Source organism: Thioalkalivibrio sp. AKL7 (genome assembly GCF_000381705.1).
GTDB classification, from domain to species: domain Bacteria; phylum Pseudomonadota; class Gammaproteobacteria; order Ectothiorhodospirales; family Ectothiorhodospiraceae; genus Thioalkalivibrio; species Thioalkalivibrio versutus.
Window position 1 is genome coordinate 101560 of sequence record NZ_KB906948.1, and the last position, 17488, is coordinate 119047.

Sequence of the window (17488 nt, forward strand, 5' to 3'; positions counted from 1 at the left end):
CGCTTGCGGCGCTTGCGGGCGACCGTCCCGGTGGTCAGTGGAGGCGCCGGCTGACGCGGATGATCTCCTCGTCGGAGGCGAGGATCTCGCGCTGGAAGCCGTGGCGTTGGGCGAGCGCGAGCATGCCGCCGTTGTGGCGCAGCACCTCGCCAAACAGTTCGCGCAGGCCGGCGTTGCGGGCGGAATCGATGACCGCCTCCATCAGGAGGCTGCCCACACCGCGGCCCTGCCAGGCGTCACTGATGACCACGGCGAACTCCGCGCTCTCGCCGTCGGGTTCGGTGGTGTAGCGGGCGACGCCGACCTGCACCTCCCGGCCCGTGTGGTGGTCGACCGCGATAAAGGCCATCTCGCGGTCGTAGTCGATCTGGGTGAAGCGCACGAGCATCTCGGGCGTGAGTTCGTCCATCGAGCGCATGAACCGGAGATAGCGGGACTTCTCCGACAGGCTGCGCACGAATTCCTGCTCGATGGCAGCGTCCTCGGGCCGGATCGGCCGGAGCTCGAGCTCATGGCCGTCGCGGGTGGTGACCTTCCGGGCCATGTGGCCGGGATAGGGGTGGATGGCCATGTGTGCGTAGTCACGGCCGTCGTGCGCGGGATCGGCCAGTTCGATGCGGGCGTCCACGGCCATCACGCCGTTCTCGCCGGCCTGCAGGGGGTTGATATCCAGCGCCGCGAGTTCGGGTAGCTCGCAGGCCATCTCCGAGACCCGGAGCAGGACCTGTTCCACCGCGCCCTCGCGCACCGGGGGCGCGCCGCGAAAGGTGCCAAGGGTGCGCGCCGCGCGAGTCTGCGCCATCAGGCGCCGGGCCAGCGAGGGGTTCAACGGCGGCAGGGCGACGGCCTGGTCGCCGATGACCTCCACCGCGGTCCCGCCCAGTCCGAAGGCGATGACCGGGCCGAACACCGGGTCGCGCGAGATCCCCACCAGCAGTTCGCGAACATGCCCGACCTCGGCCATGCGTTCCACGCTCACGCCTTCAACTTCGACCTCCGGGAATTGCTCGTGGATCTGGTCGAGCATCTCCTGGGCCTGCTGGCGCACGGCCTGCACGCTGCGCAGGTTGAGTCGTACACCGCCAAAGTCGCTCTTGTGGGTGAGGTCGGGCGCACTGATCTTGAGCGCGACCGGGAAGCCCAGGGTCTCGGCGGCCAGCATCGCGTCGGCCGGATCGCGGGCGAGGATGCTGGGACTGCAGGGGATGTGGAAGGCGGCCAGCACGGCCCGGGACTCGCGCATGCTCAGGACCCTGCGGCCCTGGCTGCGTGCGTGTTGCAGGATCAGGCGCGCGCCCTCGATATCCGCGGGCTGGTCATCGCTGCGGGGGCCGGGGACCTGCAGCAGCATGCGCTGGTTGCGTCGGTGTTCGATCAGCCAGGCGAAGGTCTCGACCGCGCCTTCGGGCGTGCGGAACTGGGGGATCCCTTCCGCGTCGAAGCGATTCCGGGCGCGGGCCACCAGCGGGTCGCCCATCCAGCAGGCCAGCACCGGCTTGTGGCTTTTGCGGGCCTGTTCGATCACGGCCTCGGCACAGGCGTCGGGGTCGGTCATGGCCTGCGGGGTGAGCAGGACGCTCGCCATGTGAACCCCGGGGTCCGCGAGCACGATGCGCAGGGCTTCGCCATAGCGTTCGGGGGTGGCGTCGCCGAGGATGTCCACCGGGTTGCCATGCGACCAGTGGGCGGGCAGCAGGGCGTTGAGTGCCTCCAGCGTGCCGTCGGCCAGCGTGGCCAGGTTCAGGCCGAGGTCGGCGGCCCGGTCCACGGCCATCACGCCGGGTCCGCCGCCGTTGGTGAGGATGGCGAGATCCTCGCCGCGCAGGCGCACGCCGCTGGCCAGTGTCTGGGCTGCGGAAAACCACTGCGACACGCGCTCCACCCGGACCACACCGGCGCGCTGCAGGGCCGCGTCGAACACCGCATCGGAGCCCATCATCGCCCCGGTATGGGTGGCGGCCGCCTGGGCGGTGGCCGCGTGGCGAGCGGACTTGAGGACTACCACGGGCTTCATGCGCGCGGCGGCGCGCAAGCCCGACAGAAAGCGCCGCGTGTGGCGGATGCCCTCGACGTACAGCAGGATGCCCTGGGTCTCGGGGTCCACCGCGAGGTAGTCCAGCAGCTCGCCGAAGTCGACGTCTGCGGCGTCGCCGGTCGAGGCCACGCTGGAAAACCCGATGCCGGTGGGCTCCGCCCAGTCCAGGACGGCGGTGATCAGCGCCCCGGAGCTGGAGATCAGCCCGAGCTTGCCGGGCAGCGCCTGGTTGTGGCTGAAGGTCGCGTTGAGCCCGATGCCCGGGCGCATGATGCCCAGGCAGTTGGGGCCGATCAGGCGCATGCGGTAACGCTGTGCGATCTCGACGCATTCCTGCTGCAGGCGTTCGCCCTCTCGGCCGGCTTCGCCGAAGCCGGCCGAGAGGATGACGGCGCCGCGCAGGCCCGCCTCGCCACAGTTGCGCAGGATGCCGGGGACGGCCCGAGCCGGGGTGGCGATCAGCGCCAGGTCCACCATGTGCTCGCCGGGTTTCAGCTCGGGCACGCAGTGCAGGCCCTGTACCTCGGCGTATTTGGGATTTACCGGGAGCAGGGTGCGCTTGAAGCCGGCCGCCAGGAGGTTGGCCAGCACCGTGCGGCCGACGCTGCCCTCGCGTTCGGATGCGCCGAACACGGCGACACCGCGCGGATTGAACAGCTTGTCCAGGATGTGGGTTCCCATGCATGCTCTCGGTTATGACGTGCCCAGTGTCTTCATAGCATGAATCTAGCGTTCTTCTCGCCGGACGCCGGCCTTGAGCACGACAATGGTCCCGGCCACCCGGAATGTCCGGAGCGGCTGAGCGCAATCCGTGACCAGCTGGTGGCCAGCGGGCTGGATCCGTGGGTCCTGCATCGCGAGGCGTTCCCGGCGACGCGGGCGGACCTGCGCCGGGTTCACACACGCGACTTTATCGACACCATCCAGCAGCACGTCCCGGAAGGGGGGCGGGTGATGCTGGATGGCGACACGGCCTTGTCGCCGGGGAGTCGCGAGGCCGCGTTGCTGGCGGCCGGCGCGGGCATTGGCGCGGTGGACTGGGTTATGGGGGCGGCGAACCGGCGGGCCTTCTGCGCGGTGCGGCCACCGGGGCACCACGCCCGTGCCGACCGGGCGGCCGGGTTCTGCCTGTTCAACAACGTGGTGATTGCCGCCCGCCATGCACAGGAGCGCCATGGTGTGGGGCGCATCGCCATCGTCGACTTCGACGTGCACCATGGCGACGGCACCGAGTCCCTGGTGGCGGGTGATGACGCTATCCTGTTCGCTTCCGCCTTCGAGCATCCGGCTTATCCCGGGTCGGGCATCCCGCCGCTGGCCGACAACTGCCTGAATGTCCCGGTACCCGGCGGATCGTCGGGGGAACAGTGGCGCGACGCGGTGGCTGGGGCCTGGTTCGATGCGCTGGACGCCTTTGCCCCGGAACTCGTGCTGATCTCCGCCGGATTCGATGCCCATCGCGAGGACGAACTCTCGCGCCTGTTGCTGGCCGAGGATGACTACGCCTGGATCACTCGTGAGCTGGTGGCCCTGGCCGAGCGTCACGCCGATGGGCGCGTGGTCTCCATGCTGGAGGGTGGCTACGCCCTGAGCGCCCTGGGACGCAGTGTGGTGGCGCATATGCGTGTCCTTGGTCCGTTCTGAGCACACCCGCGCACACTTCTGACCCGTAGCGGGGCGAGGGGCGGGGCCATCGGCACGCGAGTCCCTGCCTCGGTGACTTCGGGTGAACGATGCGCCCGGCGCGGTTCATCGGAATCAGTGAAGTGGTGGGTGCTTCCGAAACATCAGGTGGAGGACATGCCCCTTGGCCGCGTTGCGAGTCTTTTTCGTGGGGCGGGGGGCTCCTGCTGGGCCTTGTGCACAGGTGACTCGCCGCTGGCGGTTGCGCTGTGGGTCGGCTGGTCGGCCGGAGTGCGGGCGGCAATGGCGCTTTTCAGGGTTTGCAGCGTTAACTCTGGATCGGTTTGCCATTGGGGGTGCCTGGGCGTCCGGGCGTGGCTGCGGCGCCCTGCGCTGGACGGTAATGCCTTCGAGGCAGGCCTCCAGGATCAGGTTCCGGATGGTTTCGTGGACGGTGTCGCGGCTATGCGGGCCGCAGCAATCGGTCGGGGCAATGATGCCCGAGTCCAGCAGATCCCGGAGTTCCTGCCCGCGCCACTCGGCCACGACCCGGCGGGAGTGATCGTCGATGATCCGCAGCGAGGGGTCGGGGTTTTCAAGCCATGCGTCGAGGGTGAACATGTTAACTCCTTGCAAACGAGAACGATTCGCATTTATGTTCCTCGAAGGGGAGGCGGGAGTCAAGCAATGAATCGCAGTTTTTGCGGCAAGATGCGGATCCTGTGATCGCTCCGCGTCTCCCGGGCTTCTTTTGGAGCTATGGGATGGTGTTCGATCAGGGGTGGTCGAGCCGCACGAGCAGGCGTCGGGCATTGTCCGCCAGTGGCGGTGAGCGATGGACCGCCCCCAGGCCTGCGCAAGTGGGTGAGCGCTCGCCTTTCATGAGGATGACGGCCCCGGTATCCAGCGTCACCGGCGGATGCCCCCCGAGAACGCCCTCGTTGTCGCCACAACGCAGCCGGTCCCGGTTCACGTAGCGATCGTCTGCATATTCGGTCCCGGGTCCGGTGTAGCTGCAGACCATCCGCAGGACGTTGTTGTCGACATGGAACATCGGACACGGTTGACCGTGCAGAACCTCGAGCTGGATGCGAACGCTGAGCGCGTGGGCGGCCACCGCGAAGTTGTGTGCCAGCCGCTCGAGGTCGTATGCCAGACGGTGGACCCTGAACGGGGACAGGGCGGTGTGCTCCAGAAGCCGTTCACGCACTTGGTCTGGCCGGCAGCAGGTGTTCAGGACCATGTCGCTTTCACTTGCGGCTAGTGCGCGGGCCTGCTCCTGCAACGGTGCATTCATGCACCGCCGCCATATGAGGGCATTCACATCGTTGCGGTGAATGCCCTTGAGCTCGGCAGCCCGGTCAACAAAGCGGTGCCGCGAACGCGCCGCGGCTGGTGGCGAGGTTTGAGTAGCCGTCATGCGGGAACGTCCGACCGAGTGTCGCTGGCGGCCGGGGCTTCCGCCTCGCGCTCCGCGGCCTCGGGCCCCAGGTGCCAGACCGGGAAGGGGTCCGCGTAGCTCAGCCAGCGTTCTGGACCGGCTGTCATCTCGTCGTCCGTCAGGAGACATGCGTCGAGACGCTTGCGCATCGCATCCGCGTCCATGTGGATGCCGATCAGCACGATTTCCTGGCGCCGGTCGCCGAAATGTTCATCCCAGACGGGAGCGATTGCGGTTGCCCACCAGTCTTCGTCGGTCGGACGCTTTTCGGGGGGTACGGAGGCCCACCAGAACCCCGCGGCGTGGTGAGTCAGCGCGCCGCCAGCCTGAGACAGGGTGCCGACCCAGTCGGGGCGCGAGGCCAGCCAGAACCAGCCCTTGCTGCGGATGATGCCGGGCCACTCCTCGTGCAGGAGGGCGAAGAAGCGCTCCGGGTGGAACGGCCGATTGACGCGGTAAACGATGCTGGAGATGCCGTATTCCTCGGTCTCCGGGGTATGTCCACCCATCATTTCCTGGGCCCAGCCGGCGGCCTGGGAGGCGCGGTCGAAATCGAAACGCCCGGTGCCCAGCAGTTGCTGCGGCGATACCTTGCCGTGGGTGGTCTCGATGACCTTGGCTTCGCGGTTTAGGGCGCGCACCACACCGCGCACGGTATCCACCTGATCCGCCGAGGCACGGTCCATCTTGTTGAGGATGATTACGTCCGCGAACTCGATCTGGTCCACCAGCAGGTCGACCACCGTACGTTCGTCGTCTTCACCCAGGGACTCGCCGCGCTCGCCCAGGAAGTCGCTGGAGGCGTAATCCTGCAACAGCGCGCCGGCGTCCACGACCGTCACCATGGTGTCCAGACGCGCCACGTCGTCCAGGCACTGGCCATCCTCGTCGCGGAAGGCAAAGGTGGCGGCCACCGGCATGGGTTCGGAGATGCCGGTGGACTCGATCACGAGGTGATCGTACTGGCCGGATTCGGCGAGACGGCGAACCTCGACCAGGAGGTCGTCGCGCAACGTGCAGCAGATACAGCCGTTGGTCATCTCGACCATGCGGGCGTCGGTGCGGGTAACCGCATCCTGACCGCCACGGATCATGGCGCTATCGATATTCACCTCGCTCATGTCGTTGACGATCACGGCGACGCGCAGGCCTGCCTGATTGTGCAGGATATTGTTTAGCAGGGTGGTCTTGCCGGCTCCGAGAAAGCCGGAAAGGACGGTAACGGGCAGACGTTTCATGGTGCCTCCTGATATTCGGTTGCGGGCAGTGTTCGGGGCTATCGGCTGTAGACGTGTTCGGTCTTTTCCTGGCGTTCCTTGACCTCGATGCAGAGGGTCGCCGTCGGGCGTGCCAGCAGGCGGGGCAGACCGATCGGTTCGCCGCTTACCTCGCAGTAGCCGTAATCGCCGGTTTCGACGCGGAACAGGGCCGCATCGATCTTTCGGAGTAGGCGGCCTTCGCGCTCCTGCACCCGCATCGACAGAAGACGCGACTCCTCCATTGCCGCCCGGTCGAGCTCGTCCGGGGTGCGTTCGTTGTCGCGCAGTCCGTCCCGGGCGCCCTCCATGTCGGCCAGGATCTCCTCGCGCATGTCGAGCAGGCGCTCGCGGAAGTACGCAAGCTGGGCCTCGTTCATGTAGGCCTCGTCAGGCATGGCCAGCAGTTCGTCACGGGTCATGGGGTTCCGTCGGTTGCGCGTGGGATGTTATACCATAACGTTTCGATTGAGCCCCGACAACACGGATCGGCCACCGTCCTGTGATGGGGTCGACCCGCCTGCAACAAGGTGTCTTATGTCCTCTAAATGTGTGTCTCCGGTCTCGCCGGATAGGGAAACCTCCGCGCCGGATCCGCTACCGGATATTGCCGCGTCGGCTGCTACGCACGCCTCCGCGCTCGACTGGGTGGGTATGGAAGACATCACCCTTCCGCTGTATCTGACCGGCCAGCCAGTGATCGCCCGGGCTAGCGCGGGAGTGAGCCTCGACGACGCGGGCGCGCGCGGCATCCATATGTCACGGCTCTACGGGGCCCTACGGCAGCTGGAGTCCCGCGAGTTGGACGTTGCGCGCCTGTGTGGCGTGCTCGAGGCGTTTCTGGCTTCGCACGATGGTCTGTCCAGCGTGGCCGAGGTCCGTCTTGCCGGGGAGCTGCCGCTGGAACGGCCGGCCCTGGTCAGTGCCGCCGCGGGCTGGAAGCGCTACCCGTTCCGGATCGCTGCACGCAGCGAGTCCGGGGCGGTGTCCCTGGAGCTGGAGGTTCAGGTGGGCTATTCCTCCACCTGTCCCTGCTCCGCCGCCCTGGCGCGGCAGGCGATCCAGGAACAGTTCGACCGCGACTTCACACGCTCGGCCGTGGATGCGGCAACCGTGCGCGAATGGCTGGGCCGGGCCGAGGGCATTGTCGCGACGCCCCATAGCCAGCGCAGCGAGGCAACCGTCACGGTCGGTCTGGATCCGCTGGTATCGAGGTTGCCCCTGCCCGACCTGATCGATCGCGTCGAACAGGCGCTGGGCACCGCCCTGCAGACCGCGGTAAAGCGTATCGACGAGAAGGCCTTCGCGCTCGCCAACGGCCGCAACCTGATGTTCTGCGAAGACGCCGTACGGCGCCTGGACAGCACCCTGCGCCCGGAGTACTCCGCCCGCGGCTATCGCATCCAGGTTCGCCACCGCGAGAGCCTGCATGCACACGACGCCGTGGCGCGGGTCGTGCGTCTGCCGTCAGCGGAACGCTGAAGCAGCCAGTCGGACCGTGGACCGCCACAAGGCGGTGGGGTTGGTCAGGCATCTGCCACGTCGCTTTTCGGCAAGTGTGTGGACACGTAAAAAAGCCGCCGGATACGCAATCCGGCGGCAATGCTTACGGAGGTTGGAGAGACCAAAGGCAGGAAGTCACCGTTCGTCCTGGCGACACACAGCTGTCCGGGCTGCGCATCTAAATGAGAATCATACGCACTTGCGGTGCATTGTCAAACGGACTGAGGCCTGTTCGGGCCCAGGGGGACGATGGCGTAGCCCGTGCTACGGCCCGGACGGCACTGACTGCGGGGTGCCTGCCGCGTCGGGCAGGCTGCGATGCCGGTCGGCCATCGGCTCGGCCGCGATCAGGTAATCCGCCCCGTGCCGGAGGCCCTCCTTGCTTCGGGCCAGCGGCAGGGCGGTTTCCCGCAGCGCCTCGATCTTCTGGTGCATGGCCTTTGCCAGGCTATCGTCATTGAAGTGCGACAGCTGGCGCAGGCACAGGTCGAGCTGGCCGTTGACGAAGCGCTCGCGGTAGTGAATCGGGAAATAGCGGACATCCAGAACCCGGAAGCCGGCGATCCCGAGATGGCGCATGACCCAGGACGAAGGGTATTCGCGATAGGGGCGGTTCCCCGCGAGCAGCAGGCAGGCATCCCGCAGGCGACCGATTTCGCGCACGATGCGGTCGGACTCGGTCTTGGGTTCGGTCATTACATAGGGTTCCACGCCGACGAGATACAGCCGCTCGCCCACGTGGGGTCGCAGCCGGTGCAGTGCGCGGTCCTGCCAGTAGGGGGCGAAGCCTTCGATCGCGCCGATGAAGTAGTCGAGCAGGACGGTATCGAAGCGTTCACCAAACAGCAGCTGCTCCGACATCCAGTTGCCGACCATGATGCGGTCCTGGCGGCGACGGGCCGTGCCCGCTGCCTTCTTCACGGTCGTCGCCATCTGATTGGAGGCAGTTACGGCCGTCCAGCGCTCGGTGTCCAGGCCACATATCCATTCGACCGACTTCCGCCCGGTTCCGGCATCCAGAAAACTGCCCCAGGGACGCTCACCCTGGAGCTTCTCGATCGCCTGGAAGATCGGCGAATCCGCTGCCTTGGCGGTCGATGAAGTCGTGTGGGAGCTTTTCTTGTGCGTAGTTTTGAGAGGCATTTTTCAACTCCTGGGTCGGCCCTCGAATTGAATAGGCCGAGGGCCGTCAGTTCAGCGCCAGATCGCGACCATGCGGGCGACGAGAGCGAGTACGACGTTCACCAGTACGAGTACCGGGGCGAAGGGCTGGTCCAGCGGGAGGCTTAGACTCCAGGCGATCAGGAATCCTGCCAGGGCGAGCGACTGCGCCCACAGGAAGTGGCCGCGAAGGTCGCGCGCCAGATGGGCGGCGCCCCAGGCTGGGAGCAGCAGGCTGGCTAGCGCGGCTGGCAGGCCCAGGACCATGCTGCCGAGCACGATCGCCGCCACCAGCCAGGCAATCTCCGTCAGGCGCAGCCATGCTGCCGGGGCGCGCTTGGCGGGCACGTCGGGGGCGAGCTGAGCATGGCGCCATACCTTCAGCAAGCCGGGTACTAACATGAGACTGGCGAGTGCCAGTGCCGCAACAGCCCAGAGTTCCTGCGGTCCCGCGAAGTACAGCTGACCCTCGGCCCAGGCCGCGGCGGCGAGGCTGGCCTGCGAGAAATTGGCCGCGAGCAACGTGACCGCGGCCAGTCCGGCTAGGAAAACGGCAAGCGGTAGACGCTCGCGGTCCGGAGTGCGTTGCAGCAGCGCCATTACGCCAGCGCCTAGGGCCAGTGCCACGGGCAGTACCGGCCAGTGCAGCACGGAGGCCAGGACCCCGCCGGCCGCCGCCCATTGGCCAAGTGCCAGTGCCTGCCAGACTGAGCCGCGCAGGAACAGCCCGGCTCCGGCCAGCGCGAGTACAGCCGTGACCAGCAGCCCGGCGACGAACGGAACGAGCAGGAGGTCACCCAGCATCGAAGTAGCCCTCTAGTGGGTGGTTCTCCACGCCGATGGCTCGCAGGAAGTCATCATCGTGGCTGGTCATGACCAGTGTCGCGTTGGCTGGAAGTGCGGCGATCAGGTCGACGGCGTCACCCCGCACCTCGGCGTCAAGGTGGTTGGCCGGCTCGTCCAGCAGGACCAAGCGCTCACGTGACGGTTGTGCGCTGCCGCTGTGCAACGCGGCGGCGAGACGCAGGAGTTGCCACTGACCGCCGCTCAGGCGGTCGAGCCGGCGATCGAGCAGTGCCTGTATGCGGGGTTGATCCGGAGTATTTGCCCCCATCGCCCGGAACCAGTCGTGTCCGGACAAGGGCCAAGGCTGTCGCCGGGGATGGTCCTGTCCCAGCAAGCTGACATCAACATTGGGTGCGAGGTGCAGCCGGCCGCCATGCACCCGTGCCTGGCCCGTAACGGCCTTCAGTAGCAGGGATTTGCCAACGCCATTGGGGCCGGTCAAGGCCCAGCGCGCACCATTGGGTATATCAACTGACAATGGCCCCAGCACCGGACGATCAAATCCGAGCCGGGCGGACTGCACGCTCAGGATGGCAGGGGTGGCGTTCGGCGGCATGTGGGCTCGACAGAGTTGGGAAGGCGCAAATGATAACGGACCCGGAAAGTGACTTTCCGGGTCCGAACCTTCAGCAGGCTTGTGCCGGCAGGTTACCGCTGGGGCAGGCTTTGCGCCCAGGTGGTCATCAGATCCAGATAACCCTCCAGCGCCGAATCGGCGGGCGGATCCAGCGGCACGGCATGGGTGGGCCAGCCGAGATTGCGCTCCAGGAACTCGGCGCCGCGCGGCGGCTGGAATTCGGCGTACAGGACGGTGCCCTCGGTGCCTTCGAGATCACTGACCAGGCTGCGCAGGTGGCGCGCGGTCGGCGGGATGCCCGGGGCGGGTTCGAGGTAGCCGACGATCTCCACCGGCAGCCATTCTTCCAGGTAGTCGAGATCCTCGTGATACACCACGATGCGCTGATCCGGTTCTACCTGTTCGGCCAGGGCCTCGGCATGTTCGCGCAGGCGTTCGGCGGTACGTTCGGCGCGCTCCATGAAGGTGTCGGCTTGGTCGGGGCGGAGCTCGCCCATGCGCGCGCCCAGGGCTAGAGCGAGTTCGGCCATACGCAAAGGATCGGCGTTGAAGTGTGGGTTACCCTCTTCATGCACGTGGCCCATGTTCGGTCCGTCCATGGTGATGGAGCGGCGCAGTTCGATCATGTCCGCCGATCGGAAGTGCCCCGGTTGGCCGGAGTTGATGGCGCGGTTGCTGGCGCCACGCTGGGCGGCCGGCAGCCAGCCTTCCTCCAGGCCGGCGCCGATCTCGAGCAGCATGTCGGCCCGGCGCAGGGCGGCCATGAAGCTGGGGCGGGCGTCGAGGTAATGGGCATCGCGGTCCGGCGGTGCGAGCACGCGGACCTCGGCCTCGTCGCCGCCAATCTCGCGGGCCAGGGCGCCCAGGGTGGAGGTGGTGGCGACGATGTTCAGTCCGGCGGCGGCCTGCGACGGCAGCAGGATGAGGGTAAGCGCCGCCACCGAGGTAACAGCGGCGAGCGTACGGGTGATACGGGTGCGAGTCTTGCTAAAAAACATGCGGGACTCCTGGTGATAACGGGATACGGATGGGGTCGGCAGGGCATCAACGGTCCTGCCGACCCTGAACAAGGCAATACGGATCAGAAGCGGTGGGCGCCGTGGGCGCCGAGGGCCACGTTCAGCTGCAGCATGAACTCCAGGCCACGGTCGCGATGGCCGTCGTCATCGATGAAGTCGTTCTGCGACAACTGAGCCCGGAGGAACACCGGCTCCACCGGGCGGAAGGTCACCTGGGCGGAGTGGCGATAGGAGGCACCGAAGGACTCGCCGTCGCCGCGGCCGACGTCGTTGCTCAGACCCAGGGCTTCGGCGCGCAGGCCGGCCTCCCAGCGCGGGGCGAAGCCGTAGACGCCCTGGACGTAGATACCGTCCTGCTTGTTCTTGAAAGACTGAACGTTACGCACATCGCCGACATTGCGGCCCGTAGGGTCGCCATCGCGATCGACGTCAGTGAATTCGACGTCGCGGCGGTCGACGTCGATCTCGCGGTAGAAGTACTCGCCCTGCAGGCGCCAGTCGCCATGGCCGTAGGCGCGGCCGGCACTGTACTTGTAGACCGCATCCAGACCGGCGAACCAGGCGCTGCCGTCCCAGTCCTCGAAGCGCGTCGAGTGCTCGTCGGTCACCTGATAGCTGCGGGCGTAGCCACCGGAGATGCCGAACTGCGCGGCGTGGTCCGGACCGAGATCCGGTCCGATCTTGGCAAAGGCGGTGACCAGGCGTGGCCCGGAGCGGTCGCGCAGGATGCGCTCCTGACCGTTCAGCGCCGACTGGCTGCCCTCGTAGTTGGCGATCCCGCTGGTCTCGCCCTGCAGTAGTTCCACCCCTAGTTGGGTGTAGGTTTCGGTAGGGGCGAGCCAGGTGGCCTGTACGCCGGTTTCCTGCAGGCCATGGTCACCGAACAGGTATTCATTGACCAGCGGGCGGTCGACGAAGTCCCAGTCGTGCCCGTGGCGGCTGTTGATGTAGCCGATGTCGGACAGGAATTTACCGGCCTTGACCTGGAAACCGCCGGGCAGGGCACGGGTGGTCAGGTAGGCCTCCTCGACCTCGATATCGCTGTCGTCAAAGCCCAGAATCAGGACGCCGTCGAACAGGTCGCCCAGTTGCGCGTTCAGTGCGAGCTCGGAATGTCCCATGTTGAAGCCGTCGTCGAAGCCATGATCGTGGTCATGGCCATGGTCATGACCGTGGTCGTGGCCATCGCTGAAGCCGGCGGGCGAATCGTTACCGTGCGAAAGCTCGTTGTAGTAGACGCCCTCGAGAATCAGGGACACATCCAGGCCCCAGGACGAGTTGTCGTCACTGGCGGTCCATTGCGCCGCAGCGGCTCCGGGGGCGGCGAGGGTCAGGGCGGTCAGGCCGGCGAGGACCGGGCGGGAGTACGGAGTGCGAGGCATTTTGGGCTCCTGGTTGCGCGGCAGTCTGCTGTTCTGGGCAGTGCCAATCAACGGAAATGGACTGTTATAGCGTAACGAAACGCTAATAAACGTTATACAATAACAATTCGCGATTCAACCCTAATCTTGCGAGCCGGTGCGGTGCCGGTCAGTCGCGTGGAAGGCCAGCGAGGGCGAAGGCGTTGCGCCAGGGTTCCAGCTTCTCGGTCAGGCTGAGGCGGGCGTTGGCGGGGCTGGTGGAGGGCAGGCGCAGGGCCTCGACGCCCAGGGCGCGGGTCTCGCGGATGCGCCGCGCGCTCTCGGCGCCGTTGTGGACGATCACGCGCAGGCCCGGGGCCTCGCGGGTCAGGCGGGCGAGATCGTTGGGGACCGGGGCGCGGATGGCGCTGTCCAGGCTCCCCTCGCGCGAGCAGGCCCCGTAGACGTCCCAGAGGCCCACGCCGTGGTCGAGCAGGCGCTCGATGCGCTCGGGGTAATCCATTTCCGGGAAGGGGGCGCCCAGGATCTGCCCGACAATCGGCCAGAACTGGTTGCGCGGGTGGGCGTAGTAGGCCCGGGCCTCCAGCGACGCGACGCCGGGAAAGCTGCCCAGCACGATCAGGCGGGTGTCCGCACGCAGGATGGGCGGGAACGCCTCAAGGGAAACACTGATTAATGTACGCACTCGCGCTCGAGTCACTTTTGCGTGCGAACAAGGCGCGGTGACTGCCGTGCAGTCATTCTGCACAAGGGAACCGCAACGCCGTTCCCACGCAAAAGCGGCCGAGCCCCTGCATTCAATGATTTGTGGGGTTGGCACCCCAGGTTCCCCGATCCTGCGTTGCGGCCCTTGCCGGTAGAACCACTACCGGCTGCGCACCGCGCCTTGTCTCGGAAAACCTGGGGTACCAACGCGAGTGCGTACATTAATCAGTGTTTCCCTGGGGACGGTGCGACGGCGGTCATTGGAGGGCGGGGTTCAGGGTGGGCTGTGCAGACGCGCGGCGTCAGGCGCGGTCCTGCTGACCCCGGCGGCAGTCCCCGCACTGGCCATGCAGCTCCACCATGCGCGAGTCGATGGCGAAGTCCTGGGCCTCGGCCTCGTGCTCCAGCGCCTGGCTGGCCGGCTCCGGGGTGTGGAACTCGGTGATCTGGCCGCAGCCGTCGCAGATCATCAGGGCCGACTCGTGGCGCTCGCCGGGGTGCGAGCAGGCGACGAAGCCGTTGAGGCTCTCGATACGGTGGATCAGGCCCTGTTCCAGCAGAAAGGCCAGGGTGCGGTACACGGTTGGCGGCTTGATGCTGTGGTCATCGGAGGACAGCGCGTGGATCAGGTCGTACGCCTTGATGACGCCCTCGGTGCGCAGGATCTGCTCCAGGATGCGCCGGCGCTGCTCGGTCAGGCGTGCACCACGGGTGGCGCAGACGCGTTCGGCGTCGGCCAGGGCCTGTTCGATGTCCGGCGTCTTGGTCTCGGCGGCGGCAGTCATGCGCCTAGGATAGCCCAAACGATCACGGTGCCCGTAACCGCCTCGGTGATCAGGCGGGTTCGGCGGCGCGGGTGGTTTCGGTGTCGGGCTCGGTTGGATGGGTCGCCTCGGGGCGCGCGAAGACCTCGGCGGACCACCGGGCGCGTTCGGCGGCCGGCTCGATGTCGCGGGCCACCATGTGTGCATCCACCGCGAGGATGCGGTGGTCCAGGCCTTCGCCGTTGGCAATCTGGATGGCGAGCCCGGGCCGGGCGTTGAGTTCCAGGATCAGCGGCCCGCGGTCGGCATCGATCACCACGTCCACCCCCAGGTAGCCGAGTTGGCTCAGCTCAAAGCAGCCGGCGGCCAGTTCCATCAGCTGGTCCCAACCGGGGATTTGCAGACCGACAATGCTCTTTTCGCTGTCGGGGTGCTCGCGGCAGGGCCGGTTGTAGCGCACGCCGCCGATGGTGCGGCCGGAGCCGAGGTCAATGCCGGTTCCCACGGCACCCTGGTGCAGATTGGCCTTGCCGTCGGAGTCCTGGGTTGGCAGGCGCATCATCGCCATCACCGGGTAGCCGCGATAGACCACGGTGCGGATATCCGGCACGCCCTGATGCGAGACCTCATCGAAGATCGAGGAGAAGCGCACCCGCTGCTCGATCATGGCGGCATCCGGTCGGCCACCCAGGCTGTACATGCCCGAGAGGACGTTGGCGATGTGATCGTCCAGTTCGCTCAGCTCCATGGCGCGGCCACCGGCCCGACGAGGCCGATCGCCGCGCCAGCCGTCGATCACCAGAATGCCGTCGCCGGCCGCGCCGTGGGCCGGCTTGATGACGAAGCCGTTTTCATAGTTCCGCAGCTGCTTCCGCACGTCGCGAATCTGGCGCAGGGTGCGTACGACGCCGTACAGATCCGGCACCGAGAGCCCGGCATCCAGGGCGAGTTGTTTGGTCTGCAGCTTGTCATCCACCCGCGGGTAGAATCGCCGTGCGTTCCAGGCGGCTATATAGCGGGCATTGCGGGCGTTCATGCCGACGATGCCCTGTTCCTTCAACAGTTTCGGGCGCACGAAGCGCGGCAGCCAGGTCGGCATTAGTCGGTCCTCCGCATCGCATCCTGGATGCGTCCGAAGCGGAACAGCTCGCTGAGCCTGTAGCCGGTGTAGCGTCCCAGCAGCAGGGTCATGGCCAGCAGGACCAGCAGCAATTCCGGGAACACGAACAACAGGTGTTCCAGCTGGCGGTTGGCCATCAGCCCGTAGGCCGCGGCCGCGACGGCCAGGCTGCCAATTCCCTGGGTGATGGCATCGGCGGGGCCGTGTTCTTCCCAGACCACCGACATGCGCTCGATGGTCATGGCGAGGATGACCATCGGGAACAGTGACAGCGCCAGGGCGCGTTCGAAGCCGAGCTGGTGCGACAAGATGCTGATGCCGAGCATGAGCATGATGACCACGCTGACCACTGCCGCCAGGCGCGGGACCAGTAGCAGTCTGAGGTGCTCGAGGTAGAAGCGCACCACGAGACCCAACGACACGATCAGCGTGAACAGGATGATCCCGGCCAGCAGCTGGGTCTCGCGGAAGGACAGCGCGATCAGAACTGGCATGAAGGTGCCGAAGGTCTGCACGCCGATCACGTTGCGCAGGAATACGATGATCATCGCGCCCAGCGGCACCATCAGCAGCACCCGGTAGGTGTTCTGTGTGCCCAGCGGCAGGTTCAGGGTGGAGAAGTCGAGGAAGCGACTGTCCAGGGTGTCGCCGAAGCGCTGGATGGTCGCCAGGGCATCCTGCACCCCGCGGGCCACCGCAAAGCGCACCTCCGCGTTCTCGCCGTTGGATATCTCCAGGAGCGGGGCGTCGCCGTGCGACCAAACGGCCACGTCGGCGGGGTACTCGATTTCGCCATTCTCCGGGTCGATGGGCACCCAGCGCCGCGTGTTGTGAACCTCGAGCCAGGTCTGCGGCTCGATGTCGCGGCGCCCGTCGACCAGGCGCAGGGCGGTCACCTGCCGGGCCGGGATGCGCGCGGTGGCCAGCAGCTCGATCAGGGTCTCGGCCCGGCGGGCGCGATTGTCGTCGCTCTCGATAAACACGGCCGCATTGGAAGCCGGTGCGGCATTGGCGAGGTCATTGACCAGTACCGAGGCAAAACTCTGGATGTCCGAGGAGCGTCCGCGGACGTCATCGATCAGCGCCTCGGCGGCCGAACGGAAGGGTTCGGTCCAGTCGGGCACGGCCACTGGCCCCGGGTAGTCGGATTCCGAGCGGTCGTCTCCGTCACGGTAGAGCGTGGCGCGGTAGTACAGCACCTGTTCGCCGCGCGGCTGACGGGTTGTCCACTGGGCCAGGCGGTCCTCCGTCTGAAGGACGGTGTTCAGGCCGTAGCCGCGGGATACGAAGCCTTCGTCCAGGATGGAGAAATTCGGCAGGCGGTGTGGGATTCGAAGCTGCACCGTGGTGGCCTCGCCGGTGGCCTGAAAGCGCACGCGGGCCTCCACCTGCCAGGTCTCGGCGGTGGCGTCCGGCTGCAGGGGCATCCCCAGCGCGCTGACCTTGTAGGCGAAGACCCCGAGTCCGATCGCACTCAGCAGTACGATCAGGATCGGCAGGTGGAAGCGTCTCACTGGTCATCCGCCGCGCAATTGGGTGCGCGCAGATGTTCCTCCCCGGAGTCCACCAGGATGTGTCCGGCCATGTGGCTGCGCCCGATCAGGGCCTGGTAGGTCAGGGCCGTGCGGTCGATCAGGCTGGTGTCGGCGGTCAGGAGCTGGTCCCCGATGCAGAACTCCATTCGCACCACCGGACGCTCCTGCGAGTCTCCGCTGTGCCTGCGAATGCGCACGATGCGCTCGATGGGTCGCTCCAGGGTGATGCGTGCATCCTCGTCTTCCGGATCGATGATCTCGAAGCGGATCCAGTCCTCGCCGTCCCTCTCGAAGCGCTCCTTGTTCAGCGCGTTCAGCGAGGAGGAGGTGGCGCCGGTATCCATGCGCGCCTCCAGCGCAACACCTTCCTCGACGATCAGGACGTTCTCCACGACACCGAGGATGGCCAAGGAGGCCCCCGACTCGTGGGCCGCGGCGGATTGCGTCTGGACCGCCAGGCCAAGCAGCATGGTCAGCAGGATGGATTCGGTTAAGCTGGAACGACGGGTGGCTGGGGCAGTCACGCAGTCTCCTGAAGGTTA

17 protein-coding genes are annotated in these 17488 nt (G+C 66.8%); 2 read left to right on the plus strand and 15 right to left on the minus strand.

What is annotated here, in order from left to right:
- Positions 1–34 precede the first annotated feature (34 nt).
- Positions 35–2716 (minus strand): bifunctional acetate--CoA ligase family protein/GNAT family N-acetyltransferase, encoded by a 2682-nt coding sequence (locus G315_RS0103340; protein WP_019611926.1) that lies wholly within the window; start codon positions 2714–2716, stop codon positions 35–37.
- Positions 2717–2755: 39 nt separating this feature from the next.
- Here G315_RS0103340 and G315_RS0103345 point away from each other — a divergent pair, with 39 nt between their 5' ends.
- The gene (locus G315_RS0103345) at positions 2756–3679 is read left to right on the plus strand and encodes a histone deacetylase family protein (protein WP_018938334.1); all 924 of its coding nucleotides are present in this window, start codon (positions 2756–2758) and stop codon (positions 3677–3679) included.
- 114 nt (positions 3680–3793) lie between these two features.
- Here G315_RS0103345 and G315_RS14025 read toward each other — a convergent pair whose 3' ends face one another.
- The 4 genes from G315_RS14025 to dksA all read right to left on the minus strand — a co-directional run bounded on the left by G315_RS14025 (position 3794) and on the right by dksA (position 6777).
- Positions 3794–4279 carry a hypothetical protein gene (locus G315_RS14025; RefSeq protein ID WP_081618756.1) on the minus strand — a complete coding sequence of 162 codons (486 nt, stop codon included), beginning with the start codon at positions 4277–4279 and terminating at the stop codon, positions 3794–3796.
- Between the two features lie 154 nt (positions 4280–4433).
- Complete coding sequence (locus tag G315_RS0103350) at positions 4434–5078, minus strand: DUF1826 domain-containing protein (protein WP_026287956.1); 645 nt, start codon at positions 5076–5078, stop codon at positions 4434–4436.
- Entirely contained in the window at positions 5075–6337 is a 1263-nt protein-coding gene (gene zigA, locus G315_RS0103355; RefSeq protein ID WP_018938332.1) for a zinc metallochaperone GTPase ZigA, read from the minus strand. Before zigA ends, G315_RS0103350 begins: the two co-directional genes overlap by 4 nt.
- A gap of 38 nt (positions 6338–6375) precedes the next feature.
- Entirely contained in the window at positions 6376–6777 is a 402-nt protein-coding gene (dksA, locus tag G315_RS0103360) for an RNA polymerase-binding protein DksA (protein WP_018938331.1), read from the minus strand.
- Between the two features lie 115 nt (positions 6778–6892).
- On the opposite strand from dksA, the gene folE2 reads away from it, so the two are divergent.
- Positions 6893–7837 carry a GTP cyclohydrolase FolE2 gene (gene folE2, locus G315_RS0103365; RefSeq protein WP_081618757.1) on the plus strand — a complete coding sequence of 315 codons (945 nt, stop codon included), beginning with the start codon at positions 6893–6895 and terminating at the stop codon, positions 7835–7837.
- Positions 7838–8122: 285 nt separating this feature from the next.
- Here the strand turns inward: folE2 and G315_RS0103370 are convergent, their stop codons facing one another.
- The 10 genes from G315_RS0103370 to G315_RS0103415 all read right to left on the minus strand — a co-directional run bounded on the left by G315_RS0103370 (position 8123) and on the right by G315_RS0103415 (position 17416).
- Positions 8123–9001, minus strand: a complete 879-nt coding sequence (locus G315_RS0103370; protein WP_018938329.1) for a hypothetical protein — start codon at positions 8999–9001, stop codon at positions 8123–8125.
- Positions 9002–9052: 51 nt separating this feature from the next.
- Positions 9053–9823 (minus strand): metal ABC transporter permease, encoded by a 771-nt coding sequence (locus G315_RS0103375; RefSeq protein WP_018938328.1) that lies wholly within the window; start codon positions 9821–9823, stop codon positions 9053–9055.
- A complete protein-coding gene (locus tag G315_RS0103380; RefSeq protein WP_026287955.1) occupies positions 9813–10421 on the minus strand; it encodes an ATP-binding cassette domain-containing protein in 609 nt (202 codons plus the stop codon). The genes G315_RS0103375 and G315_RS0103380 overlap by 11 nt, the downstream gene beginning before the upstream one ends.
- 92 nt (positions 10422–10513) lie before the next feature.
- Positions 10514–11440, minus strand: a complete 927-nt coding sequence (locus G315_RS0103385; RefSeq protein WP_019611927.1) for a metal ABC transporter substrate-binding protein — start codon at positions 11438–11440, stop codon at positions 10514–10516.
- A gap of 83 nt (positions 11441–11523) precedes the next feature.
- Positions 11524–12843: a TonB-dependent receptor gene (locus G315_RS0103390; RefSeq protein WP_019611928.1), complete on the minus strand. Its 1320-nt coding sequence runs from the start codon at positions 12841–12843 to the stop codon at positions 11524–11526.
- 148 nt (positions 12844–12991) lie between these two features.
- Positions 12992–13495, minus strand: coding sequence for a DNA-deoxyinosine glycosylase (locus G315_RS0103395; protein ID WP_051080782.1), 504 nt, complete (start codon positions 13493–13495; stop codon positions 12992–12994).
- 334 nt (positions 13496–13829) lie between these two features.
- Positions 13830–14312 carry a transcriptional repressor gene (locus G315_RS0103400; RefSeq protein ID WP_018144752.1) on the minus strand — a complete coding sequence of 161 codons (483 nt, stop codon included), beginning with the start codon at positions 14310–14312 and terminating at the stop codon, positions 13830–13832.
- Positions 14313–14361: 49 nt separating this feature from the next.
- Positions 14362–15390 carry an alpha-L-glutamate ligase-like protein gene (locus G315_RS0103405; protein ID WP_019611930.1) on the minus strand — a complete coding sequence of 343 codons (1029 nt, stop codon included), beginning with the start codon at positions 15388–15390 and terminating at the stop codon, positions 14362–14364.
- A complete protein-coding gene (locus G315_RS0103410; RefSeq protein ID WP_018938321.1) occupies positions 15390–16925 on the minus strand; it encodes an inactive transglutaminase family protein in 1536 nt (511 codons plus the stop codon). The genes G315_RS0103405 and G315_RS0103410 overlap by 1 nt, the downstream gene beginning before the upstream one ends.
- The gene (locus G315_RS0103415) at positions 16922–17416 is read right to left on the minus strand and encodes an ATP-dependent zinc protease (protein ID WP_051076217.1); all 495 of its coding nucleotides are present in this window, start codon (positions 17414–17416) and stop codon (positions 16922–16924) included. Before G315_RS0103415 ends, G315_RS0103410 begins: the two co-directional genes overlap by 4 nt.
- Between the last annotated feature and the right edge of the window lie 72 nt (positions 17417–17488).